The organism is Methanolobus sp. (assembly GCF_016278385.1).
Classification (GTDB): Archaea; Halobacteriota; Methanosarcinia; order Methanosarcinales; family Methanosarcinaceae; genus Methanolobus.
Genome location: NZ_JADQBY010000020.1, coordinates 1 through 18,240, shown reverse-complemented (window position 1 = coordinate 18,240; position 18,240 = coordinate 1). Strand labels below are relative to the sequence as shown.

The following is an 18,240-nucleotide window of genomic DNA, read 5'->3' as shown; positions in this document are numbered from 1 at the left end:
ATATAGACATGAGGTGCCCATGACCGAAATAACCAGTATGGTGATTACCCATTCCAAAGCAACAGTAGAGGAAATCGAAGAAGCATGGGATGGGGACATCGAAAATATGCTGAAGGACCTGTATTCCAATGATCTGGTCTGTGAATGTGTTGTATTAAAAACCTGCAACCGTGTGGAAATATACATAGTTTCCCCGAAAGGAAACAGTGTTTTATTCCAGTTCGCAAAGAAAATGGGACTTTCTTCAAACATTATTGATTTTTTTGACCATGACGAATCTATAATGCATCTGTTAAAGTTAGCATGTGGTCTTCAGTCCATGATAATCGGAGAAGATCAAATACTTGGCCAGATAAAAGACCTTTATCTGGTTGCGCAGAAGCTTGGAACGACTGGAAGGATGCTAGATACTGCATTCAGTAAAGCCATCCAGGTTGGCAAACGTGTGAGAACTGAAACAGAGATCAACCATGGAGCACTTTCAATCGCATCTGCCTCTGTGGACCTTGCCGAAGAAACTGTCGGAGACCTCAAGGACAAAATGGTACTTGTTATAGGCACAGGAGAAATGGGAGCACTTGTCACACGTGCGCTCTCTCACCGGGAAATAGAGTTAATGTACATTGCAAACCGTACATATGAAGCAGCAAAAGAACTTGCTGATGAGATGGGAGGACATGCAGTACACTTTGACCAGATAGACGAGAACCTGAGAAAAGCAGATGTAGTCATTAGTGCAACCGGTGCGCCTCACTATGTACTGAAATACGAACAGGTCAAAAAGGCTATGAGTTTAAGAGATAAAGAAATTCTGTTGATTGATATCGCAAATCCAAGGGACATTGACCCTTCAATCATAGATATACCCCATGTTACACTATACAATATAGACAATCTGAGGGTAATCAATGAGAAGAACCTCGAGCTGAGAATGGAAGAGGCAAAAAAAGCCCAGGCGATCATTGACGAGGAGTTCGATTTGCTCAACAAACAATACAAGAGGCAAAAAGCAGACAATCTTGTATCTGAACTGTATGCACAATCATACAAGCTTCGAATACATGAAAAGGATAAGGCAATAACTAAATTGAGTGCATACCACACCATTGGCGAGACTGAGAGTAGAATAATTGAAGACCTGACTCACTCAATAGTAAATAAAATACTTGCAGAGCCCACAAAGGTCCTGAGATATGCAGCAGAAATTGGCGATGATGAACTGCTGAACGCTGTTGCAAAATTATTTAACGTTAATAAATCCAGCTTAAACACAAAAGTAAATGATGAGATGGTGAAATGTTCCCCGAGCGCAGAATGAGAAGGCTGAGAAGCGGCAAGATTAGAGACCTGGTACGTGAAACATCGTTATCTGCCAATGACCTGATATATCCAGTATTTGTGAATGAAACAATCGACTCTGCCCGGGAAGTATCATCCATGCCTGGTGTCTTCAATATACCTGTGGAAAAAATTGCAGACGATGCAAAGGAAGCTGCGGACCTTGGCATACCAGCAATGATACTTTTTGGCATCCCAGAAACAAAAGATGAACATGGTAGCAGTGCCTGGGGAGATGACGATGTTGTACAGCGTGCCATACGCGAGATCAAGAATGAACTCGGCAAGGACATGCTTGTAATCACCGACGTCTGCCTCTGCGAATATACAAGCCACGGGCACTGCGGAATGGTCGACTATGATACAGAAGAAATAATGAACGATCCCACACTGCCACTGCTGGGAAAAACAGCAGTAAGCCATGTAAAGGCTGGTGCAGATATGGTGGCACCATCAGGAATGATGGATGGCATGATAACTGCAATTCGCAGTGCACTTGACGAGAATAATTTCCAGAATATCCCCATTATGTCTTATGCTGCAAAGTACTCTTCATCATTCTATGGACCTTTCAGGGATGCAGCGGGATCAGGATGTTGCTTTGGAGACCGGTCTACCCACCAGATGGACCCTGCAAACTCAGATGAAGCACTCATGGAAGCAGCTCTTGATATCGAAGAAGGTGCCGATATAATTATGGTTAAACCAGCACTTCCATACTTAGATATAATATACCGCCTCAAGACCGAATTTGAGATTCCAACTGCAGCCTATAATGTCAGCGGAGAGTATGCTATGCTCAAGGCAGCAGCCCAGAACGGCTGGCTTGACGAAAAAGCGGTCATGTATGAATCCCTCCTATCAATAAAACGTGCAGGCGCCGATATGATAATTACCTATTTTGCCAAGGATATGGCGCAGATGTTAAAATGATTACAAGGTGTTTTTATGTCATTAGATAAGTCCAGAGACCTATACAACAAAGCAAGGACCCTCCTCCCAGGTGGGGTCAGCAGTCCGGTACGAGCTATCAAACCATACCCATTCTACACTGAATCAGCAAGTGGTTCGAAGATCAAAGATATCGACGGTAATGAGTACATAGATTACTGTCTTGCATACGGTCCGAACATACTCGGACACGCAAACCCAACTATCAAGCAGGCAATCATCTCCCAGCTTGAAAAAGGATGGTTGTACGGCACTCCAACTGAACTTGAAGTGAATCTTGCTGAAAAGATAGCAGGACTATACCCAAGTATTGACATGCTTAGGTTTGTATCCACAGGGACAGAAGCAACCATGAGCGCGCTTCGTGCAGCAAGGGGATTCACAGGTAAGAACAAGTTCATCAAGATAGAAGGTGGGTTCCACGGAGCACACGATGCAGTACTGGTAAAAGCAGGTTCCGGTGCAACAACACTTGGTAAACCTGATTCTCTTGGAATACCAGAGGACTTTACAAAAAACACGCTTCAAGTACCATTTAACGATATAGAAGCTCTTACCCAGGTAATTGAAAATAATCAGGATGACCTTGCTGCACTCATCATGGAACCAGTAATGGGCAACATAGGACCCGTACTTCCTAAGGGTGATTACCTGAAAGATGTACGTAAAGTTACCGAAGAGAACGATGTAGTGCTTATCTTCGACGAAGTAATTACCGGATTCAGGCTGGCAATGGGTGGAGCACAGGAATATTTCGGCGTAACACCTGATATGACAACCCTTGGAAAAATTATCGGTGGCGGACTTCCTATTGGTGTTTTCGGAGGAATGAAAGAGATCATTGAGATGGTAGCACCTTCCGGAAGTGTGTACCAGGCAGGAACCTTCAGTGGAAGTCCGGCATCGGTTGCTGCTGGACTCACTGTTCTTGATATACTGAAGAAGGAAGAAGTGCATAAAAAGCTCGATGCAACAGGCAGTATGATGAGGAACAGATTATCCGAAATTGTAGCAGACATGGGACTTGATTACAATGTCGTTGGTATTGCATCCATGTTCAAGATATTCTTTGGTGACAAGCCATTGAATTACCAGGATGTCCTCAAATGTGATAAGGAAGGATACCTGAAATTCTTCTTTAAGATGCTTGAAAGCGGTGTTTTTGTTCCACCATCACAGTTCGAGACGAATTTCATTTCAACTGCACACACCGAAGATGATATTGAGAAGACACTACTTGCTTACGAAGCAAATCTGAAATAAGCGGTGAACTCACATGATAATAGGAACCCGCGGAAGTGCCCTGGCCCTTGCACAGACAGAGACCATTGAAGGCCTCTTGTCAAGACTTGGAGTAAGCACTACCAGGAAAATAATCACAACATCAGGAGACACTTTTACAGACAGGCCACTGCATGAGGTGGCTGGTGTCGGTGCATTTGTCAGGGAACTCGATGACAGAATGCTTGAAGGTGAGATCGATATCTCGGTCCACTCTATGAAGGACCTGCCAACCGTCCGCCCGGAAGAACTCTCTATATCTGCAGTACTGAAACGTGATTCACCATATGATGTACTGCTTACTACCGATGGCTCCAGAATGGACGATCTTCCCGAAGGAGCTGTACTTGGTACCACATCCATGCGCCGAAGAGCGCAGATACTCAGATATCGACCGGATCTTCATGTTCACGACCTGAGAGGGAACATCAACACCCGAATAAGGAAACTCGAAGAGGGACTTTATGACGGTATCCTGCTTGCAGAAGCAGGTCTTCAGAGAATGGGTTGGGAAATGGACGTTGAACGTCTTAATCCACAATTCTTCTGCCCTTCTGCAAACCAGGGAACCATTGCTGTGGTCACTCCTGCCGGAACAGAGGCTGAGGAAGTAACATCTAACCTTGATCACCAGAGAACCAGAATAGAAACAGAGATCGAACGCATAGTAATTACTGACGTAGAAGGAGGATGCACAGCACCAATAGGCTCCTTTGCACAGTTCATCAATGATGATGAGATCAGCATCTGTTGTGAAGTATTGGCACTAGATGGTTCGGAGCATGTGCGTATCGATGAAGTTATCCCGGCTGATAGGTGCCAGGAATATGCAAGGATAATTGGAAGAGAACTTGTACAGATGGGCGGGAAGGAACTCGTACAGAGAGCTGTGTGCCAGCTAGCATCATCACTGCCTGATGAGGTGTAAGGACAATATGATCAATATCACCGGAATTGAGTTTGAGAATCCGACTATCCTGGCTGCAGGTATAATGGGCACCACAGGAGCATCTCTTGTCCGTGTTGCTAAAGAAGGAGCAGGAGCGGTTGTTACAAAGTCTATCGGCCCTGAACCAAAAGAAGGACATAAGAATCCAAGCATGATTGACCTTGGATATGGTTTTTTAAATGCTATGGGATTGCCAAACCCCTCATATCCTGATTTTAAGCATGAGCTCGCAATCGCAAAGAACGAAACAAATACCCCGGTTATCGCAAGTATATTCGGAGGCAATGAAGAAGAGTTTGTAGAGGTCGCTCTGGGCCTTATTGACTCGAAACCTGATGCTTTTGAGCTGAATGTAAGTTGTCCTCATGCATTAGGATATGGAGCTTCTGTTGGAAGCAATCCTGATGCTGTGGAAAACGTCACAAAAGCAGTCACAGATGCGGTCAATATTCCTGTATGGGTAAAACTCACACCCAATGTCACGGATATCGTAACAATAGGAGAAGCAGCACAGAGAGGTGGAGCTGATGCTGTTGTTGCCATCAATACCGTAAAGGGAATGGCAATCGACATCAACAGTGGCTATCCCATACTTGGTAACAGATTCGGAGGACTATCCGGACGTGCTGTGAAACCGGTTGCATTGAAATGCGTCTATGACCTTTACACTGCTCTCGATATACCCATTATTGGCGTTGGCGGCGTTTACACATGGGAAGATGCTATCGAGATGATGATGGCAGGGGCCACCGCAGTCCAGATAGGTTCTGCAGTCTATGAAGGACTGGAAGTTTTCAGCTCAATTGCCAAAGGAATAGAAGAGTTCGTTTCTGAAAGAGAATACAGAGATATATCTGATATTATCGGAATTGCACATGGGAGGCTATAATGTACCCCATCAATGTCAAAATAACTAAGATCATCAGGGAAACACCATCAACCAGAACTTTTGTCTTTGACAGGTCATTTAATGATGCAATTGCAGGTCAGTTCGTAATGGTCTGGATAAGAGGTATTGATGAGATACCAATGGGACTGTCAAGCAAGAACTCCATCACTGTGCAAAAAGTGGGAGATGCAACTGAAAAGTTATTCATGCTTGAGGAAGGAGACAACCTTGGTATAAGAGGACCTTTCGGAAAAGGCTTCACACTTCCGGGCAAGGATGAGAAGATACTGCTCATAGCAGGCGGAGTAGGTGCTGCACCACTTGCACCTCTGGCAGAATATGCATCTTCTGCAGGTATTTGCATGAGCACTATACACGGAGCCAGAAATGCGGATGAATTGCTTTTTGTAGATCATTTTATATCATGTGGTGAACTGCACCTTACAACGGACGATGGTTCTGCACATAGATGTGGTTTTGTAACTGATGTTCTTGCTGAAACCGATATTGCAGCTTACGACAGGATATACACCTGTGGCCCCGAAATGATGATGAAATGTATCTTTGGAATGCTTGAAAAAGAGGATGCCCTTGAAAAGACCGAGTTCAGCCTCCACCGGTATTTCAAATGCGGGATTGGTGTTTGTGGAGCCTGCTGCATGGACAAAGAAGGATTACGCGTCTGTAAGGATGGACCGGTTTTCAATGGACTGCAACTTATAGATTCTGAATTCGGTAATTACATGAGAGGACCAAGCGGTAATAAAAAGCGGTTTTAATTTTCACTTTTTTATTAATTATTTATATTTTATTTAGCATTTTAGAGAAAATATGTAGATTATATCATCCATGCTAAATTGGCAAAAATTATCTATACACCTGAGTACATTGCAAATAAATATGGATTCATATTAGCACCTGAATATCGAGATGTTCTACTGAAGTTCTTCTTTCATTTTCAAATTTGTATCCAATAAAATAATGGGAAACAAAAACAAAGTTCAATGAATTATATGTCCTTAAATTAATATTACCGGTAACTTAATGGAGCTGAAAAAAGACTAAAAGTATTAATTATGCAGAGCATTCCTGCACCATGATCTTTGAAGCCATTCCCCTGCCAAGTGCATAATCACATCCGTTTATGGATACAATCAGAGAACCACTAATTCCTTTTTTGACCTTAATAAGACCGTTCTCTATAAAACCCATGGACCTGAGGCGATTAATCAGGGAGTTACCTGCATTAATAGAAATAATTTTAATATCCTTACCTTCCGGCATCATTGCGAGCGGTATAATCGGAGCCATTTTTACCTCTGTCATTTTTTAGAAAGCAACATCCAAGTGAATATATTTAATAACCCTTGCAAAATTAGGCACCCCTAATATTGCTCGATATTACGATATAGTGTTTTATTCTATATATATGTTCCCGGCTTTGAACAAAAGTTGTCCTTTGAACAATTTAACTTGCCCTCCCAACACAAATGATTTAAATCTTTATCGAATCCTAACAACAATGTCCTTTAATAAAACCGAAAGCAAAATACCGGAACTTGCAATGGGTGTAAAAAATCTGGCAGCTCTTAAAGCATGCAAGGAACATGCAGATGCTGTTTATTTCTCGCTTGACAGACTTAGCCTCAGATCCAGAGCGCAGGAGATTACAACAGAAAAACTTGCCAGTTTTGTTGAAGAGATACACAAGAACGGAATGAAAGGATATCTTGCAGTCAACTCCGTAATTTACCCTGATGACCTTGGAGAACTGGATGAAGTGCTTGAATCCGCTGCATCTGCAAATGTAGATGCTGTAATTGCATGGGACCCCGCAACTATAATCAAAGCTGCAGACAAAGACCTTAAAATTCATATATCAACTCAGGCAAACGTATCAAATCAGGTAAGTGCAGAGTTCTACAGATCACTGGGAGCCAGCAGAGTCGTACTTGCAAGAGAGCTTAGTCTTGAACAAATTAAAGAGATCAAGAACGATACTAAAATAGAGATCGAAGTATTTGTGCACGGAGCAGTATGCCAGGCAATCTCCGGCAGATGTTACCTTTCAGCCTACCTGCTTGGAAAGTCAGGCAACTGTGGAGAATGTAGCCAGCCATGCCGCTGGGAATGGTCTCTACACTCCGATAATGGAGCAATTGTGGATATTGAAGGTAAGTACCTTATGAGTGCAAAAGATCTCTGCATGATAGAGCACATACCAGAACTGGTGGAAGCAGGCGTTGATGCTTTTAAAGTTGAAGGAAGGCTTAAAAACCCAGGATACACAGCCACCGTATCAAAATGTTATCGTCAGGCTCTTGACCTTTTCAGAGAGGGAGCATACGAGAAAAGTAAAATAATTCCCTTGAAAGAAAAAATGTCACTTGAGTATAACAGGGGTTTTTCAACCGGATTCTATTTTGGCTATCCTGGGCCTGACAGCCTGGCATATGATTTTGACATGAATGCTTCCCCAGTAAAACGTGAAGCTGTGGGAGTGGTAACAAATTACTACCCAAAGAAATCGGTAGCAGCAGTCAAATTGTTGGAAAAAGGACTGAAAGTAGGAGACACTATCATAATTGAAGGCAATACAACCTATATGGAACAGGAAGTGACTTCTATTTTCCACGAAGACGAAAGAATTACCGAAATTGAAAGAGGAAATGAAATAGGTCTGGAAGTGAATGATATTGTCCGCAAAAATGATCGGGTTTTCAGGATTAACAAAGGTGAACAATGATTTTGATCCTTATTTATATATTCCTCCTTTTGACATATTCTCTATAGATTTTCTAAAAATAAATTAACTATATATTTTACGAAATAAATATATGTTAGGTAGATAATATTCTTATGAAAACAAAAGGTAGGAACACTGGATGAGACAAAAACATCCTGAAAACAAACCGATTATTTCAAAGAATAGAGTATGAGGATATGATGAAATCATGAATCTTAACAATTCTACGAAGAAAGAGCTTATCAGCAAAGCAAAAAACTCCGTAATCAATTTCAATGATGCTGAAGCAACAACCGTAGCAATAGAAACCATCCAATTAGAAATAGATTCTATAGACATAATTGAAGAAGATTTCATAGAAGGGATGAAAACCATAGGAAACAGGTTCCAAGAAGGAACAATGTCAATGATAGACGTACTTACAGCTTCAAAAACCATGAACAAGGGTATTTCAATACTTAAACCTGCAGCAATTAGTGTACATGAAGACAGCTGTTTTCTTGGAAACCTTATGTTGACATTATAATTGGTAAAAGTATGCATAAGCACAACTATTTTTTCTGCTTTTCTTAGATATTATCCAGTAATAGTAACAAACCATATATCTGTATACAAATATATTATAGTCTGTTTGTTAGTATACAAGAGGAAGAACATGGACAAATTTATGCAAGCAGCTATTGAAGAGGCTAAAAATGGACTTGAAGAAGGAGGAATCCCAATCGGATCTGTTCTCGTTAAAAATAGAGAGATCATCGGCAGAGGACATAACAGAAGGGTACAACATGATGACCCGCTGGCACACGCTGAAATTGACTGTATTCGAAGTGCAGGAAGAATAGGAAAATACAAAGATACAATTATTTACTCAACACTTATGCCATGTTACCTTTGTGCAGGAGCTATTGTGCAATTCGGGATAAAAAAAGTCATTGCAGGAGAATCTAAGACTTTTGACGGAGCTGCTGATTTTATGAGAGAACATGGAGTTGAAGTGGTCGATCTTGACATTGATGAATGTAAAGAGATAATGAAAAAGTTCATTCATGAAAAACCTGACATCTGGTACGAGGATATCGGCAAATAGACCGTCATGCTTTTTTTACTACTGCCCAGAAAACACTTCCTTTTCCTTCAGTGTTATCTTCAACACCTATCCTGCCACCGTGCAGATCAATCATCCTCTTGGCAATTGCAAGCCCAAGACCGGAGCCCTTAACTGCTTTATTCTTTGAACTAAGACGGTTAAAACGGTTAAAAATCAATTGTTTATCTTTATCAGGTATGCCATCGCCTGAATCTGAAATCATTACTTTCCATTCATCCCCAATATCCTTTACATCGACCACAACAACACTATCATAAGGACCATATTTTATAGCATTCGAAATGAAATTGACAAATACACCTTCAATCAGAGGATTCAAAATTGCAGGATGAGGACCACTTGCCCTTATATCAAGCCTTATTTTTTTTGCCTTGAATTGCGGTTCAAACTCTTCCACCACATTGCGCAGTATGCCCATGAGATCCATAGATTTGAATTCCAGTTCATCAATATCTTCAAGCCTTGCAAATTTTGCGGCCGATTCGATCATATCTATAAGACGAGAAACATTACTGTCAATCAGCTTGAGCTTGTATTTCTTATTCTCGTCAGACTCTTCATATAGCAGCATATCAGTGAATCCTTTAACAATACCTGCCGGATTCAATAGATCATGACGAAGTATATCGGTAAAAAGGTCTTTCAGCTCATTTGAACTCTTAAGTTGTGAAGCATACTGATTCATTTTAGACTCTACTTCTTTACGCTCGGATATATCCCTCACGACAGAAATTATTCCATCATCAAGAGCCGTTATAGATACTTCCTGGAAAAAACTATCACCATTTTTCTTTATCCCAGGTAGTTCACCTTTCCATTTTCCATTTAACCGGAACTCAGGTAATATTTCATTGGCAAATCTTTCCATCTCGGATGCAGCATAAAGTGTGTCCCATGTTTTACCAATTAGTTCATCAGGACCATCATATCCAAAGATACGTGCATGTGCATTGTTGACATAAGTATAAACGCCATCTTTATCCATAATAGCCATCCCATCTATAGAGGCTTCCATGGCACGAGTATGCTTTTTTAGTTTATCTTCTGCCTTCTTTCTCTTTGTTATATCCTGACCGGAACAAAGAATTCCCACAACATTTCCAGATTCATCTGTAAAGGGCTTGGAATACCAGGATACAACACATTGATTATTTTGCATAGTAACTACCGGACATTCGTAATAATTGATGTTATTTTCCCGATTGTCAAACGTATCGAAAATATGTCGTTCTATCCCCGACCTGAACTCCGGGGGAATAAACTCCTGAAACAGGTTTTTTCCCAATACTTCATTTTCCTCATAACCCAAAATCTCAATACCCCTCTTGTTTATAAGGGAAATATTGTGATTTGAATCAAGAACCAGCATCATTACGGCTGCCACATCAAGATAGTTCTGTGCCTGATCCCGTTCTTTGACTAGATTATCCTGAAGCTCTTTTATACGGAGTAAAGACTTCACCCTCATTTTAAGTTCAAGCCTGTCAACAGGTTTGGTCAGAAAATCATCAGCTTCGGCCTCTATACCCCTTAACCGGTCTTCCCTCCCGGATAAAGCAGTGACTAGAACAACAGGTATGTACCGGGTCTTTTCCGAGCTTTTTATACTTTTACAGACCTGATAGCCACTAATACCTGGCATCATTACATCAAGAAGTATAATATCAGGGGTTTCCCTGGAAACTATTTCCAGTGCTTCTTGTCCATCATATGCAGGGAGGACTTCATAATCCAATTGTAGATATGCCTGAAGCAACTCAACGTTCATTGGCTCATCATCTACTATCAGGATGCGGGGTTTATGTGATAGGGCCATAATCAAATTGTTTAAACTCTTTCAAGGACAGGTTATTTTCAATCCATTAGCCTAATAATAATTATAATTAGTGATTGCTCTTAAGAGGGCATATTATACATAAGGATTACTAAATTTTATTAAAATTTAGATTTTAGTTCAAGAACGGGAGAAATAGTAATTTAAATTAATTAAACACTATTAATTAAGAATGCATCGCGTACATATATCATTAAAAGACTTTTATTCCCTCCTGTTTAATGCACCGATATATAGCCTTGCCCAAATAAAGTAACAGGATTTACTTCCAGCTTATCTTTGGAGCATTCCTGCCAGGGATATTATGTACATTATATTCAGGATAACCGAACATCATAGCATGCTGTACAACATGACCTACTGGAAGGGAAAGTTCTTCCATCAGTGGCTTATATGTGGTTGCTGTCACTTTCAAAAAACCAGCCCAGCAGGAACCGACATCAAATGACGGTGCGACAATCTCGAACCATGAAAGAGCAATGACACAATCCGTATATACCAGAACACCTGTTCCATAGGTTATTGCAAGGTGAGGAGCGCCACGGCAGATAGGATCAGAACCTTTAGCATAAGCAGATGTCAGAGAGAACATGATGGGCTTTAATGAATGGTCCCTACCAGATTCAGTAAATTCACGCATCCAGTCAATTGCCAAGGAGGTAATCTTACGTACCTCTTCCGGATCATGGACAATAAGCCAGTTGACCGGTTGGATATTAATCCCTGAAGGAGCATAAAGAACAATATCAAGTATATTCTCTATTGCTTTCCACTCAACAATCTCATGTTTATAGTTATGGACAGAACGGCGTTTGCGCATATAATAACCAAGATGTTCCGGACCAATATTATGAGAAAGGGAATCAAAAAAATAGAATGCTTTGTGGGGAAATGGCACCTTCGGGATAGAAAGCTTCGCAGTTACCACATTTCACACAGATATCACCCCTAGCATCCAGCATGAAAGGCATTTCATCCTCGCCTCCCGGAAGAATAATACCAAAAGGACATTGACACATATCCCGCGATGGGTACATAGTTGAGGATTTATAGATATCATGCCATTTTATAGAACACACTCCATTTATTAAGACGTATTCAAAACAATCTAACATTTATCGCTGACACCAGAATTACATCAAAGATAATATATCCTTTCAAAGAGTATGGACCATCAAGATATATAATAGCACTTTTTTTAACTGAGAATTAATCATGGCAAGCCAAAAAATGATAGTAAAGGACATCATCAAAAAAGCTGATGTTCTTCTGGAAGTAGTTGATGCCCGTTTTCCCGATGAAACAAGGAACAGTGAAATCGAACGTGAACTAGAACGCCTCAACAAACCATTCATAATAGTACTAAACAAGTGTGACCTTGTATCAAAAGAAAAACTTGAAAAGGCAAAAAACCGCATGGCAAAAATAGCACCGACTATTTTTGTGTCCTCAAAAGAGAAATTTGGGACCACAATGTTAAGATATAAAATACTGGAAGTTGCAGATATACAGGATCGGAACATAACAGTTGGTTGTATAGGATACCCAAATACCGGTAAATCCTCGGTGATCAACAGCGTTGTCGGAAGGGGTAAAGCTCCAACATCATCAATCTCCGGGTATACAAAAGGTGTACAAATAATCAATGCAGGCTCACGTATTGTTTTTCTGGATAGTCCTGGCGTGTTTCCCCTAGACGAACATGATGAGTACATGCAGGGACTGTTGGGGATAAAAGATTCAACTCACCTTAAAGATACTATTGGTGTCGCTCTGAAAATCATTGAGAAATTAATCGATGAAAACAAGGAAATACTTGAAGCCTTTTACAATGTTAGTATCAGAGATGAGAATTCCTATGACATTCTTGAGATGATAGGTATGAAAAGTAATTTCCTAAAACAGAAAGGCGAAATTGATGAAACCAGAGCCGCGGTCAAAATAATCCATGACTGGCAAAAGGGATTACTTAGGATAGAATAACTATAAATCCAAAAGTCCAATATATTGTATAAATTTCAAACGTGAGGCGCTTAAATGGTAGAATGGAAAAAGGATCTTGGGCTGGAAGGAAGAATGATTTTTACTATGTTCCTGCTGGCTGCAGTTTATCTTGGCTTTCTCATATTCCTGTCATATATGGGAACCCCGGCAGTATTCATGCTCCTGTTTATCGCATTGTTCATGGGAGCACAATATTACTATTCTGATAAGCTTGTTCTGTGGACCACAAATGCAAAGGTGGTTTCTGAATCAGAAGAACCTAAACTTCATGAAACTATTACCAGACTCTGTGTTATAGCAGGTCTGCCAAAGCCAACTGTTGCGGTCGTAAATACCTCAGTACCCAATGCCTTTGCAACAGGGAGAGGACCAAAAAGTGCTGTTGTGGCTGTAACCACCGGACTCATGCATAAACTTGACCAGGGTGAACTGGAAGCAGTGCTTGCACACGAACTAAGCCACGTCAAGAACAGGGATATGGCAATATTGACAATTGCAAGTTTCATCTCGACACTGGCGTTCTATATCGTGAGATATAGTTTCTATTTCGGAGGGTTTGGAGGTAATCGCAGAGATTCAAATGGTGGTGCTTTGATAGCAATATGGATAGTTTCCATATTGGTATGGGTCATCAGTTTCTTGCTTATACGTGCCCTCTCCAGATACAGAGAATTTGCAGCGGATAGAGGATCTGCTCTCATTACAGGAGAGCCGACAAATCTGATATCTGCACTCCGAAAGATTAGCGGGACCATGGCAAACGTTCCTACTGAAGACCTTCGTAAGGTAGAGGGTATGAATGCATTTTTCATAATACCTGCAATATCCGGCTCTGTGATGAGCCTGATATCAACACACCCTTCAATGGAGAAGAGGATTGCCGCCCTTGAGAAGATACAGAGGGAGATCGAACTCTGATGGGTTTTCGCGATATGTTCAACTCCGTGCTTGGAAGAAGCAAAGTACCTGAGGCAAAAACGGACAGGATATTTGCTATTTCCACAGCTGTTATAACCCTGGAACTTAGCCTGAATCTGAAGCCTTCTGCAGTTGCAGGAATATGCTTCAAATCCATAGACATGTCTAAATACCAGAACACGCGGGAAGAAATTGAGCAATTACTGCAATTCAGCACTAAAGAAACAGGCACTGAGTTCAACATTGAGAAAGATGAATATAATTTCCTGTGGGTTATACTGAAAGACAAGGACTTCGAAGACCTTGTAACCAACATACACATGATATCCCAGACACTTATAGAACAGGGATTCGGGGAACAGATACTGTGTGCTGTTTATAAATTTGAGAGCAACGGACCTGTCTATTGGATATATAATTTCAAACAGGGAAATTACTACCCATTTGCGCCCCAGGGAAAGAACAACAGGGATAGCACTCTGGAGTTCAGACTAAAATCTCTTATGGAAAAAGAACTGCCTATAGAAAAAGATGTGGGGAAATGGTATCCCCTTTGGAGTATGCCCTTTTAGACATAAACCAATTTTAATATTTTATTCAGGCTTTTAATCTTCAAATATTCCGACACCTGTGAAGATGTCTTTTGCTTCCTCAAAGGTAAGATCACCTGGCGGAACAATAATATCCGATTCTACAATATCCACATCATCAAGTTGTTTTCCACTAGATTTTATCATAGAAATGAGTTTTGATAGCTCATTATTATATTCCTCTTTATTATCCTGAGAAACAAGATCCACGATTTTGTTGTCAATGGCATTTAGTTCATCAAAAAGAGCACTAGGTACTTCATACTGACCTTCGCCAACTATTCTTATAATCATTTGCCTGCCTCCTTTTTGAGGTTTTCAAGTTCAAGCTCAACACTTGAGGTTGCACTTATCTTTGCAAGTTCTCTGTCAATATCATTTCCACTGCTGGTGAAATCATCAAGTACACCGACTTCTATAAGCTCATCGAGTGCTGATGCACGGGCTTTCAGCTCTTCGGTTTTGTTCTCAGCTCTTTCTACAGCCATGCCTACATCTGCCATCTCTTCACTGATACCGGAAACAGACTCACTGATCTTTACCTGTGCCTCAGCCGCTGAATACTGGGCTTTGATAGTCTCTTTCTTTGTCCTGAATACCTCTACTTTGGTTGACAGGCGCTTTTCAGCTGCAATGAGCTTTTCCTGTTCTTTTTCAAGGTCAGCTATCTGCTGATCAAGACCTTGTACCTGAGTTGCAAGAGCACTTTTCCTCTCAAGTGCCAGACGTGCCAGGTCCTCCCTGTCAGCCTGAATGGCTTCCTTTGCCTGTCCATCAAGTTTTTCGACATTCAGTACCAGTTTAGATCGCTGTAACTGAAGTCTTTTTTTAGATGTAGTAACCTCTGCAACACCTTTTTTAACATTCTGGAGCATTTCAAGCTGTTTCTCATAGGAATAGTCCAGTGTCTCTCTGGGATCTTCCATTCGATCCATTAATTTATTCATTTTAGACTTGACTACTGTTCCCATTCTATTAAATAATCCCATGTTATTCCTCCTGATGACATACAAATAAAGATATAAAGTGCAAACTTGCATAAATGCCTTCCCAAACATTGTGGAGGTTCAAATAAATAGGAAGAAAACATCATATCCTGCTTATAATATCATTTAAGGTGGAGAAGCTAAACATGGTCAATTCAAATAAGTATGAACAACACATATTCAGAAGCCAGAGACTTGCTGTGTTTGCTGACGTCCAGAATATGTTCTATTCTGCAAGAAATAATTATTCAGACAGCCGGCTGGATTATGATAAATTGCTTAATACGGTACTGAAAGGCAGACAGCTCATACGGGCAATTGCCTATCTGGTTGAAACAGATGATATAGACCAGTCAGGATTCAAGTATCATTTAAGAAACTTTGGCTGGGAAGTACGATCCAAACAACTCAAGATCAGACCGGATGGATCTACTAAAGGCGACTGGGATATGGGGATAGCCATCGATGCAATCGCCATATCTGAAAAAGTAGATACTGTTGTACTTGTCAGTGGAGATGGTGATTTCACTGCCCTTGTAGAACACCTTAAAGCCTGTGGAATACGTGTTGAAGTACATTCCTTTGAGAGAAACACTGCAGCAGAACTGATCAGTTCAGCAACAGAGTATTATCCAATAGATGAAAGCATACTTCGAAGAAAATGAGCAGGGATATTTGTTGGAAAAGAACATAAACCCATATAAAGGTAAAAATTAATTAACTGCTATGTCTAGCAGGTATAACTTACCAGATCCTCTTACACTTATTCATCCACGTTCACTAAAGCATTTGAATCATAATCTGCATGAACTTGTAAAAAGCAGACTCTGGCTAAAGATTCTCATTGGGATGATGCTGGGAATTATCACCGGACTTGTACTCGGTCCTTCTACTAGTATTTTAAGCAAGGAAATGTCATACACCATTGGTGAATGGCTGGCATTACCGGGATATATCTTCCTTGCACTTCTACAAATGATAGTTGTACCACTTGTTTTTGCATCCATTATCAGGGGAATCGCATCTGGCGAAGATATGGAACAACTGAAAAAGATAGGACTCAGGACAGTTGCATATTTTCTTGTCACCACTGCACTTGCAATACTCATCGGACTTACCCTTGCATTAACGATAAATCCTGGAACTTACATCAGCAGCGAGCTTGTTCAGGACACGATGATGTCAGATGTGACGACAGTAAAAGGTAATGAGATGAACGCACCTGATGTTTCAGAGCTACCCAGCATGATAACCACCATTGTTCCAACCAATCCCCTGGGATCACTTGCAACTGGAGAGATGCTTCAGGTAGTACTCTTCTCTGTGATTATAGGGGTGGCTCTTGTTTCGATGTCACCTGTACAATCAAAGCCAATGCTAGAGTTGTTAGGTTCTTTGCAGGAGGTTAGCATGACAGTTGTAAAATGGAGCATGTTGCTTGCCCCAATTGCTGTTTTTGGGCTTATGAGCAAATTCACCATCAATCTTGGAATTGATGCGTTACTGGGAATGCTGGTCTATGTGTGCACAGTATTGTTGGGACTGTTAATGATGCTGATATTCTATATGATAGTAATTCTGGTGGTAACAGGGAAAAATCCGATCAATTTCATGAGATCAATAAGAGATGTATTGTTGCTTGCATTTTCAACATCAAGCTCTGCTGCAGTTATGCCACTGTCAATTCAGACGGCTGAAGAGAATATAGGGGTCAGACCATCTATATCCCAATTTGTCATTCCCCTTGGCGCTACAATTAACATGAACGGCACAGCCCTTTACCAGAGTATTGCAGCTGTATTTCTGGCACAGGTATTTGGAATAGACCTTGGCTTTGGGGAATTGGTACTGATAATGATAACTGTAGTAGGAGCCTCAATAGGCACCCCATCTACACCAGGAGTAGGTATCGTTATTCTTGCGCTGATATTGAACAGCGTAGGAATACCCACTGCTGGTATAGCACTTATAATCGGAGTTGACAGGATACTTGATATGAGCCGTACTGCTGTCAATGTAACCGGAGACCTTGTCACTTGTGTTGTAATGGATAAATGGGTAAGCGGCAAGAAAACTGCTAATGAGGAATTTATTGAAGTGGCAAAACGCGAAGCAAAAAGAAGAGTCCTTAATGAAGATGTAATTGTTACTGCACCAGAAGAACAGTAATATCAAATAAAATGGTTCTCTTCAACATTGTGTGGGTAATCTCAACAATAATATCTCATCAATTCTCTAGATGCTAAATACAAGTTGATACTTGAAATCCATATCACGAAAAATCATGCATATTTTTATCCAATGTCTGATCAGTAAATTTGAACAAGCATTTAATAAGATCTTGTGTGAATTTATCCACACAATCCTGAGAGGAAATCCAATATAGTGAATATTCTAAATTGCGTATCTGAATGTGTGCCGCGCTTTGCGCGGGATACATTCATTTCTTATTTTACAAATTAACTATCATGAATAATGGCTGAAAGAATCGCGGTAAGCATGCATACCCATAGAAAATAAAATATTTATATTTGAGAAGAGTTAGAAAGATTAACAACAACAGTAAAACTAATCAGAATAATAGTTTAAAAAAAAGTTATTAGTAATTTAATGAGTGAGTTGGCAGCGATCCAGAGTTCCCGAAGA

19 protein-coding genes are annotated in these 18,240 nt (G+C 40.6%); 14 read left to right on the top strand and 5 right to left on the bottom strand.

The features are described from left to right. Positions 1-19: 19 nt before the first annotated feature. From hemA to QZZ23_RS08825, 6 genes are read left to right on the top strand one after another with little or no spacing between them, the layout of a single operon-like run. Positions 20-1,318 (top strand): glutamyl-tRNA reductase, encoded by a 1,299-nt coding sequence (hemA, locus tag QZZ23_RS08850; RefSeq protein ID WP_292469040.1) that lies wholly within the window; start codon positions 20-22, stop codon positions 1,316-1,318. Continuing rightward, positions 1,297-2,271: a porphobilinogen synthase gene (hemB, locus tag QZZ23_RS08845; RefSeq protein ID WP_292469038.1), complete on the top strand. Its 975-nt coding sequence runs from the start codon at positions 1,297-1,299 to the stop codon at positions 2,269-2,271. Before hemA ends, hemB begins: the two co-directional genes overlap by 22 nt. 15 nt (positions 2,272-2,286) lie before the next feature. Then, positions 2,287-3,552: a glutamate-1-semialdehyde 2,1-aminomutase gene (gene hemL, locus QZZ23_RS08840; RefSeq protein ID WP_292469036.1), complete on the top strand. Its 1,266-nt coding sequence runs from the start codon at positions 2,287-2,289 to the stop codon at positions 3,550-3,552. 13 nt (positions 3,553-3,565) lie between these two features. Beyond that, entirely contained in the window at positions 3,566-4,498 is a 933-nt protein-coding gene (gene hemC, locus QZZ23_RS08835) for a hydroxymethylbilane synthase (RefSeq protein WP_292469032.1), read from the top strand. Positions 4,499-4,505: 7 nt separating this feature from the next. Further along, on the top strand, positions 4,506-5,408 hold the full coding sequence (locus QZZ23_RS08830; protein WP_292469029.1) for a dihydroorotate dehydrogenase: 903 nt from the start codon (positions 4,506-4,508) through the stop codon (positions 5,406-5,408). Beyond that, positions 5,408-6,187, top strand: a complete 780-nt coding sequence (locus QZZ23_RS08825) for a dihydroorotate dehydrogenase electron transfer subunit (protein ID WP_292469028.1) — start codon at positions 5,408-5,410, stop codon at positions 6,185-6,187. The genes QZZ23_RS08830 and QZZ23_RS08825 overlap by 1 nt, the downstream gene beginning before the upstream one ends. Before the next feature lie 295 nt (positions 6,188-6,482). Here the strand turns inward: QZZ23_RS08825 and QZZ23_RS08820 are convergent, their stop codons facing one another. Further along, a complete protein-coding gene (locus QZZ23_RS08820) occupies positions 6,483-6,734 on the bottom strand; it encodes a FeoA family protein (protein WP_292469025.1) in 252 nt (83 codons plus the stop codon). 196 nt (positions 6,735-6,930) lie between these two features. Between QZZ23_RS08820 and QZZ23_RS08815 the strand changes: the two genes are divergently transcribed. From QZZ23_RS08815 to QZZ23_RS08805, 3 genes are all read left to right on the top strand, one after another. Then, positions 6,931-8,154, top strand: a complete 1,224-nt coding sequence (locus tag QZZ23_RS08815; protein ID WP_292469022.1) for a peptidase U32 family protein — start codon at positions 6,931-6,933, stop codon at positions 8,152-8,154. A 208-nt stretch (positions 8,155-8,362) separates the two neighbouring features. Further along, complete coding sequence (locus QZZ23_RS08810) at positions 8,363-8,680, top strand: B12-binding domain-containing protein (protein ID WP_292469019.1); 318 nt, start codon at positions 8,363-8,365, stop codon at positions 8,678-8,680. A 129-nt stretch (positions 8,681-8,809) separates the two neighbouring features. Continuing rightward, positions 8,810-9,241, top strand: coding sequence for a nucleoside deaminase (locus QZZ23_RS08805; protein ID WP_292469017.1), 432 nt, complete (start codon positions 8,810-8,812; stop codon positions 9,239-9,241). Between the two features lie 4 nt (positions 9,242-9,245). Here QZZ23_RS08805 and QZZ23_RS08800 read toward each other — a convergent pair whose 3' ends face one another. Beyond that, entirely contained in the window at positions 9,246-11,078 is a 1,833-nt protein-coding gene (locus QZZ23_RS08800; RefSeq protein WP_292469014.1) for a PAS domain S-box protein, read from the bottom strand. A gap of 280 nt (positions 11,079-11,358) precedes the next feature. Further along, positions 11,359-12,024, bottom strand: a complete 666-nt coding sequence (locus tag QZZ23_RS08795) for a nitroreductase family protein (RefSeq protein ID WP_292469012.1) — start codon at positions 12,022-12,024, stop codon at positions 11,359-11,361. 287 nt (positions 12,025-12,311) lie between these two features. On the opposite strand from QZZ23_RS08795, the gene QZZ23_RS08790 reads away from it, so the two are divergent. The 3 genes from QZZ23_RS08790 to QZZ23_RS08780 are packed head-to-tail and all read left to right on the top strand — an operon-like array spanning position 12,312 to position 14,590. Continuing rightward, a complete protein-coding gene (locus tag QZZ23_RS08790; RefSeq protein WP_292469009.1) occupies positions 12,312-13,079 on the top strand; it encodes a GTPase in 768 nt (255 codons plus the stop codon). Between the two features lie 54 nt (positions 13,080-13,133). After that, on the top strand, positions 13,134-14,018 hold the full coding sequence (gene htpX / locus QZZ23_RS08785; RefSeq protein ID WP_292469007.1) for a zinc metalloprotease HtpX: 885 nt from the start codon (positions 13,134-13,136) through the stop codon (positions 14,016-14,018). Then, positions 14,018-14,590 carry a hypothetical protein gene (locus tag QZZ23_RS08780; RefSeq protein ID WP_292469005.1) on the top strand — a complete coding sequence of 191 codons (573 nt, stop codon included), beginning with the start codon at positions 14,018-14,020 and terminating at the stop codon, positions 14,588-14,590. The genes htpX and QZZ23_RS08780 overlap by 1 nt, the downstream gene beginning before the upstream one ends. 33 nt (positions 14,591-14,623) lie before the next feature. Here the strand turns inward: QZZ23_RS08780 and QZZ23_RS08775 are convergent, their stop codons facing one another. After that, entirely contained in the window at positions 14,624-14,902 is a 279-nt protein-coding gene (locus QZZ23_RS08775) for a hypothetical protein (RefSeq protein ID WP_292469002.1), read from the bottom strand. Then, on the bottom strand, positions 14,899-15,597 hold the full coding sequence (locus tag QZZ23_RS08770) for a PspA/IM30 family protein (RefSeq protein ID WP_292469000.1): 699 nt from the start codon (positions 15,595-15,597) through the stop codon (positions 14,899-14,901). Before QZZ23_RS08770 ends, QZZ23_RS08775 begins: the two co-directional genes overlap by 4 nt. Positions 15,598-15,740: 143 nt before the next feature. Between QZZ23_RS08770 and QZZ23_RS08765 the strand changes: the two genes are divergently transcribed. Then, on the top strand, positions 15,741-16,259 hold the full coding sequence (locus QZZ23_RS08765; RefSeq protein ID WP_292468998.1) for an NYN domain-containing protein: 519 nt from the start codon (positions 15,741-15,743) through the stop codon (positions 16,257-16,259). Between the two features lie 61 nt (positions 16,260-16,320). Then, positions 16,321-17,763, top strand: coding sequence for a dicarboxylate/amino acid:cation symporter (locus tag QZZ23_RS08760; protein WP_292468995.1), 1,443 nt, complete (start codon positions 16,321-16,323; stop codon positions 17,761-17,763). Positions 17,764-18,240 lie beyond the last annotated feature (477 nt).

Excerpts from the sequence above, each read along its gene's own strand:
- hemA (WP_292469040.1), top strand. The coding sequence starts at position 20 with ATGACCGAAATAACCAGTATGGTGATTACCCATTCCAAAGCAACAGTA.
- hemB (WP_292469038.1), top strand. The coding sequence starts at position 1,297 with ATGTTCCCCGAGCGCAGAATGAGAAGGCTGAGAAGCGGCAAGATTAGA.
- hemL (WP_292469036.1), top strand. The coding sequence starts at position 2,287 with ATGTCATTAGATAAGTCCAGAGACCTATACAACAAAGCAAGGACCCTC.
- hemC (WP_292469032.1), top strand. The coding sequence starts at position 3,566 with ATGATAATAGGAACCCGCGGAAGTGCCCTGGCCCTTGCACAGACAGAG.
- QZZ23_RS08830 (WP_292469029.1), top strand. The coding sequence starts at position 4,506 with ATGATCAATATCACCGGAATTGAGTTTGAGAATCCGACTATCCTGGCT.
- QZZ23_RS08825 (WP_292469028.1), top strand. The coding sequence starts at position 5,408 with ATGTACCCCATCAATGTCAAAATAACTAAGATCATCAGGGAAACACCA.
- QZZ23_RS08820 (WP_292469025.1), bottom strand. The coding sequence starts at position 6,734 with ATGACAGAGGTAAAAATGGCTCCGATTATACCGCTCGCAATGATGCCG.
- QZZ23_RS08815 (WP_292469022.1), top strand. The coding sequence starts at position 6,931 with ATGTCCTTTAATAAAACCGAAAGCAAAATACCGGAACTTGCAATGGGT.
- QZZ23_RS08810 (WP_292469019.1), top strand. The coding sequence starts at position 8,363 with ATGAATCTTAACAATTCTACGAAGAAAGAGCTTATCAGCAAAGCAAAA.
- QZZ23_RS08805 (WP_292469017.1), top strand. The coding sequence starts at position 8,810 with ATGGACAAATTTATGCAAGCAGCTATTGAAGAGGCTAAAAATGGACTT.
- QZZ23_RS08800 (WP_292469014.1), bottom strand. The coding sequence starts at position 11,078 with ATGGCCCTATCACATAAACCCCGCATCCTGATAGTAGATGATGAGCCA.
- QZZ23_RS08790 (WP_292469009.1), top strand. The coding sequence starts at position 12,312 with ATGGCAAGCCAAAAAATGATAGTAAAGGACATCATCAAAAAAGCTGAT.
- htpX (WP_292469007.1), top strand. The coding sequence starts at position 13,134 with ATGGTAGAATGGAAAAAGGATCTTGGGCTGGAAGGAAGAATGATTTTT.
- QZZ23_RS08780 (WP_292469005.1), top strand. The coding sequence starts at position 14,018 with ATGGGTTTTCGCGATATGTTCAACTCCGTGCTTGGAAGAAGCAAAGTA.
- QZZ23_RS08775 (WP_292469002.1), bottom strand. The coding sequence starts at position 14,902 with ATGATTATAAGAATAGTTGGCGAAGGTCAGTATGAAGTACCTAGTGCT.
- QZZ23_RS08770 (WP_292469000.1), bottom strand. The coding sequence starts at position 15,597 with ATGGGATTATTTAATAGAATGGGAACAGTAGTCAAGTCTAAAATGAAT.
- QZZ23_RS08765 (WP_292468998.1), top strand. The coding sequence starts at position 15,741 with ATGGTCAATTCAAATAAGTATGAACAACACATATTCAGAAGCCAGAGA.
- QZZ23_RS08760 (WP_292468995.1), top strand. The coding sequence starts at position 16,321 with ATGTCTAGCAGGTATAACTTACCAGATCCTCTTACACTTATTCATCCA.